We start from the raw sequence: 5,190 nt of genomic DNA, 5'->3' as shown, positions 1-5,190 counted from the left end.
TTGGGTACTTACCAACTGGTAATAGGTGTTTGTTCGTTACATTTGTCAAAGGCTTTAACCTTGAACCTGTGCCACCTGCTAAAACTATACCCTTCATACTTTTCCTCCTTGTTTGTAATTCTAATTTATATTTTCAGGGTCAGCAATTTTTAATTCCCTCTTGCAGGATGCTTTAATCAGGGAAATATTATCAACAAATTTAAAAAGATTCTTTGAATACCTTTCCCATGATAACGGACAAAGCCTTGCGCTTTTAATATTTGTGTAGACCATAATTTCTTTATAGCTCTCCTCTCTGAATCTTTTAAACAACCGCGCAAGTGTTTTATAAACTGAGGGAGAGTTCTTAAAACTGAAACAGCTTTATCGGGTTTACCGCCGCTCATTTTGTTTCCTTTTCAAAAAATTCCTTAATTTTTTTAGCTACCTCCACTTGTTTATTTTCTTCAAGTTCTGGGTACATTGGCAAACTTAATACTTCTTTACTTGCTTTTTCGGACATTTGGAAATCACCTTCCTTATATCCTAAATTCTCAAAACATTTCTGCAAATGCAAAGTCAGTGGATAATATATTGCCGTTCCTATGCCTGCTTCTGTTAAATATTGCCTTAAAGCATCTCTATTTTGAACTCTTATTGTATATTGGTGGTATGTGTGGTAGTTATATGGTGCTTCGTAAGGAGTAATTACTTTATCCCCCAGGTTTTCCTTGAACAATTTATTATATAATTCTGCCTTTTCTCTTTTTTGCTCAATCCACTGAGGCAAATATTTGAATTTTACATTTAGTACCGCTGCCTGAATTTCATCAAGCCTGCTATTAATTCCAACCATTGAGTGATAGTATTTTGGTTTTGCCCCATGCACACGCAAAAGCCTTATTTTTTCGGCTATTTCATCGTCGTTTGTTACAACCATTCCACCATCACCATATGCGCCAAGATTTTTGGATGGGAAGAAGCTGAAACATCCAGTGTCACCAATACTTCCAGATTGCTTGCCTTTGTAGGTTGCACCAATAGACTGTGCAGCATCTTCAATAACTTTCAAGTTATATTTCTTTGCTAATTCCATAATTGGATCCATATCAGCACATTGCCCGTAGAGATGAACAGGAATAATTGCTTTCATTCTGGGAGTATAGGATTTCTTTAGGAAGTCTTCAAGTTTATTAGGGTCAATATTATATGTATTTAAGTCGATATCAACAAATATTGGTCTTGCACCTAATCTTGCAATGCTTCCTGCAGTTGCAAAAAAAGTAAAAGGAGTAGTAATGACTTTGTCTCCTTCTTTTATGCCAATAGCCATAAGAGAAAGAAGAAGTGCATCTGTTCCTGAAGCAACTCCTATTGCATGCTTAACGCCAACAAATTTCGAAACTGACTCTTCTAATGCCCTTACTTCTTCTCCAAGAATAAACTCACCCTTTTCAAGTACTTTTAAAATGGCTTCGTCAATCTCATTTTTTATTCTTTTATATTGCGCAACAAGGTCTAACTGTGGAATTTTCACTTTTCACCTATCACTGGTTTTCAAGAAGTTGGTCAACGGGTACATCCTTATAAACTTTTGCAGGAGTACCCATAACTATCTTTTTGCTTGGGACATCATGAGTTACAACAGAGCCTGCAGCAACAACACCTTCTTCTTCTATGGTTTTGCCAGGAAGAATTGTTGCATTTGCACCTATTCTTCCACCACGCTTCACTGTAACTCCCTTAAAGTGCTTGAATCTTTCTTTTCCTCTTGCCATATAGTTGTCGTTCGTTGTAGTAACCATTGGGGCAACAAAAACATAATCTTCTAATTCAGAATAGGCTGTAATATAGGCATTCGTTTCTAATTTGCAATGGCTCCCAATTTTCGAGAAGTTTTCCACCGCAACGCCTCTCCCAACAATTGTATAATCTCCAATTTCAACATTTTCTCTAATTGTTGCAAGGTCTGCAACTAATACCTTTTTGCCAATTTTTACACCAATATATATTATAACACCTGCGCCAATGAGACAATCGTCCCCAATTTCCGTAGATGATAGAGCCTCTGAAGGAGGAAGTGCACTTGCTGGAGAATGCATCGGGCGTTTGCCAATAACAGTATTATCATCAACAAGAACATTTTTACCAATTCTAACACCACTATGGATAACTACATTGTGCCCAATGTAGCAGCCTTCCTCAATAAAAACATCATCTTCAATTACAACATTTTCCCCCACAAACTTTGGATTTATAACCTTACTTTTACTGCTTATGCTCATATTTCCTCCTCTAAAACAACTCTTTCATTTGTTTTTATAGAATTCAAAATACCCTCCGCAACTTTTATTGAATGCAAAACATTCTTTCCACTTATGGGAGATTCATCACCGTTCTTTATCGCTTTTGCTACTTCTTCGTAAACAAACTTATGCCCGGTGCCATTGAGTGTCGGTTCTTTTGATATTGAAATATCTTTATCACTTAGGTTGAGAAAATCTGGAATGGTTGTCAATTTTTCATACTCTCCTGTTCCATAGATAAACCTTCCCTTTTCCCCCAACACTTCTATAACTTCTCCCATATTCTTTTCGTTGAGGCTTATAGTAAACTCAAAACTTCCTATAGCACCGCTTTTTGTCTTAAACACTCCAACAATATTATCCTCAGTTTCTATTTGATGAACAAATGTCCCTCCGTAAGCAAAAATTTCTCTTATTGAAAAAAGGTAATCGAGAATGTCAATGTCATGGATCGCCTGGTTAAAAATAAGTCCGCCGTCCATATCCCTTGTGCCTCTCCAGGAATTTGCAAAGTATTCTTTTGACCTGCTCCACCTTAAAGATAAATGTATCAAGAAAATCTTTCCAAATTTCTCTCCGCAAACTGCGCCCTTCAAATTCTTATAAAGCGGTAACAATCTTTTCTGAAGGACAACTCCAATAAAAAGTTTTTTAGAATCTGCAATATCAAGGAGACTCTTACTTTCTTTATAACTCAAAGCTAAAGGCTTCTCAACCAAAACATTTATTCCTCTTTCTAATACATCCCTGCTTATCTTGTAATGTAATCCATTAGGAGCGGCTACGACAACAATATCAAGCCTTTCTCTATCAAGCATTTCTCTATAATCGATATATGTATTAGGAATACCAAAATTTTTTGCGATGTTCCTTGCATTATCCTCCATAGGATCTGCAACTGCAACAGGCAAATATGTGTCTTTTAGTTCTTTAAGGGCATTCAAATGAGCAGTAGTAATTCTTCCTGCGCCAATAAAACCTACTTTAATCATAGACTTGAGTCTCCCAACTTAAATAAGCCTTTTCTCTTTTTCTTTATTGCATTTCTTGTATCTACAATAATATGTGCATTCTCATAAATTAAATCATAATCAATATTTGAGTGTGCGGTTAGAATTACAACAGAGTCAAAATCTTTTAAGATATCTCTGGAAAGGTCTTTAATGCTATTAAAAATTCTTTCACCAATTTTTAGGTTAGGCACATAAGGGTCATAATACGAAACATTAGCGCCCCATTTTTCAAGTTTCTCAATTATCTTTAACGATGGGGACTCCCTTGTGTCAGAAATATCGTTTTTATATGTAACTCCTAAAACTAATATTTTACTTCCATTAATTGATTTGCGTTCTGAATTCAAAGCATAAGCAACTTTTTGAACTATATAATCTGGCATTGAGTCATTTATTCTGCCTGCAATTTCTATAAAAGAAATATCAACATCATACTCTTTTGCCTTCCACTGTAAATAAAATGGGTCAATTGGAATGCAGTGACCGCCAATGCCTGGTCCAGGATAGAAAGCCATAAATCCGTAAGGTTTTGTCTTTGCTGCTTCGATTACTTCCCATATACTAATACCCATTCTCTCGCAAAGCATAGCAAGTTCGTCTACGAGAGCAATATTTGCAAGCCTGAAGGTGTTCTCGAGCAGTTTTGTCATCTCAGCAACTTTAGGGGAGGAAACTTTAAAAACCTCCGGCACAACAATTTTATAAAGATTTGCAGCTAAATCTGTAGATTTTTCATTAATTCCACCTACAACTTTTGGAATGTTACTAACATGATATTCTTTGTTGCCTGGGTCGATACGTTCTGGAGAGAATGCAAGGTAGAAGTCTTCGCCTGGTTTTAACCCGCTTTTTGAAAGGATTGGCAAAACTACCTCTTCTGTTGTCCCTGGATATGTCGTGCTTTCCAAAACTACTAGATCACCTCTATGGAGATAAGGAACAATATTTTCTGAAGTATTTATTATGTAAGATACATCAGGTACCTTATTTATAGTTAGGGGCGTAGGGACACAAACAATTATTGCCTCAACATCTGAAAGATTCCTAAAATCCTGAAAGGCTTTTAATTTACCATTCTTAACTACATTTTCCAATGCATCGCCCACGATATCACTTATATATGATTTTCCACTGTTTACAGCGTCAACCCTTTCCGGGTTCCTTTCTATGCCCACAACCTCAACTCCCTTTCTTGCAAACTCAACTGCTAATGGTAAGCCGACATACCCCAACCCTACAACCGCTATCTTCTTAAAGGCAGTGTTGTTAGAAACTTTCTCTTCCATTTTTCCCCCTTTCTTCATATAAGCGACCTTGAATTAGATCTTTTCCACCTGCAAGGATTATAATTTTCACCCAAAAGCCTTCTCTACTCCTTCGGATAAACAATTAAAATGCTTTTATCCGCTTGATACCAATTAACATATGCACCAATGGACTCTGCAACAAAACGAATGTGAAGCATCGTTCGGTCGTTTTTGATAAACGATGTAGAGAAATCACCGAAACCCTTCATTTCTTTGCAACCTCTTTGTTACCCTGCGTGCCTTGCATATACTCAAGAAAGAATGCAAGCAAAATTGAGAAGAAGAGTGCTGCAACACCTGAAACCAAAATATTTAATTTTTTGTTAGGCTTTACAGGAGTATCTGAAACATAGGGCTGTTGAAGATATTCAAATTCATGCGATATACTAAGCTGAGATTTAAGGTCGGTGACTGTATTTTCCAAATCCATTTTCTTGCTTAACATTGATTCATATAAATTTGTCAGTAAAGATGACTCTAAAAAGTATTCAGCTTTTGAACTACTTTTCTGCATCTGAAGTATTTGTTTAGAAATCTGGGTTACTTCCGAATTCAAAATTTCAATCTGAGATGAAAGAGTTAAAA

General features: G+C 36.2%; 7 protein-coding genes. All 7 read right to left on the bottom strand.

From position 1 onward, the window contains the following. Positions 1-97: nucleotidyltransferase family protein (locus tag JHC30_01055; protein MCI4462742.1), on the bottom strand; the 97-nt coding region annotated here is incomplete at its 3' end. 285 nt (positions 98-382) lie between these two features. Continuing rightward, positions 383-1,516 (bottom strand): DegT/DnrJ/EryC1/StrS family aminotransferase, encoded by a 1,134-nt coding sequence (locus JHC30_01050; protein ID MCI4462741.1) that lies wholly within the window; start codon positions 1,514-1,516, stop codon positions 383-385. A gap of 10 nt (positions 1,517-1,526) precedes the next feature. Further along, a complete protein-coding gene (locus JHC30_01045; protein MCI4462740.1) occupies positions 1,527-2,264 on the bottom strand; it encodes a hypothetical protein in 738 nt (245 codons plus the stop codon). Then, positions 2,261-3,277 carry a Gfo/Idh/MocA family oxidoreductase gene (locus JHC30_01040; protein MCI4462739.1) on the bottom strand — a complete coding sequence of 339 codons (1,017 nt, stop codon included), beginning with the start codon at positions 3,275-3,277 and terminating at the stop codon, positions 2,261-2,263. Before JHC30_01040 ends, JHC30_01045 begins: the two co-directional genes overlap by 4 nt. Next, positions 3,274-4,584 (bottom strand): nucleotide sugar dehydrogenase, encoded by a 1,311-nt coding sequence (locus JHC30_01035; protein ID MCI4462738.1) that lies wholly within the window; start codon positions 4,582-4,584, stop codon positions 3,274-3,276. Before JHC30_01035 ends, JHC30_01040 begins: the two co-directional genes overlap by 4 nt. Before the next feature lie 83 nt (positions 4,585-4,667). After that, positions 4,668-4,814 carry a hypothetical protein gene (locus JHC30_01030; GenBank protein MCI4462737.1) on the bottom strand — a complete coding sequence of 49 codons (147 nt, stop codon included), beginning with the start codon at positions 4,812-4,814 and terminating at the stop codon, positions 4,668-4,670. Next, on the bottom strand, positions 4,811-5,190 hold a 380-nt coding region (locus JHC30_01025; GenBank protein ID MCI4462736.1), incomplete at its 5' end, for a hypothetical protein. The genes JHC30_01030 and JHC30_01025, both read right to left, overlap by 4 nt.

It is taken from the genome of Caldisericum sp., from assembly GCA_022759145.1.
Classification (GTDB): domain Bacteria; phylum Caldisericota; class Caldisericia; order Caldisericales; family Caldisericaceae; genus Caldisericum.
This window is presented reverse-complemented; position numbering and strand designations above follow the sequence as displayed.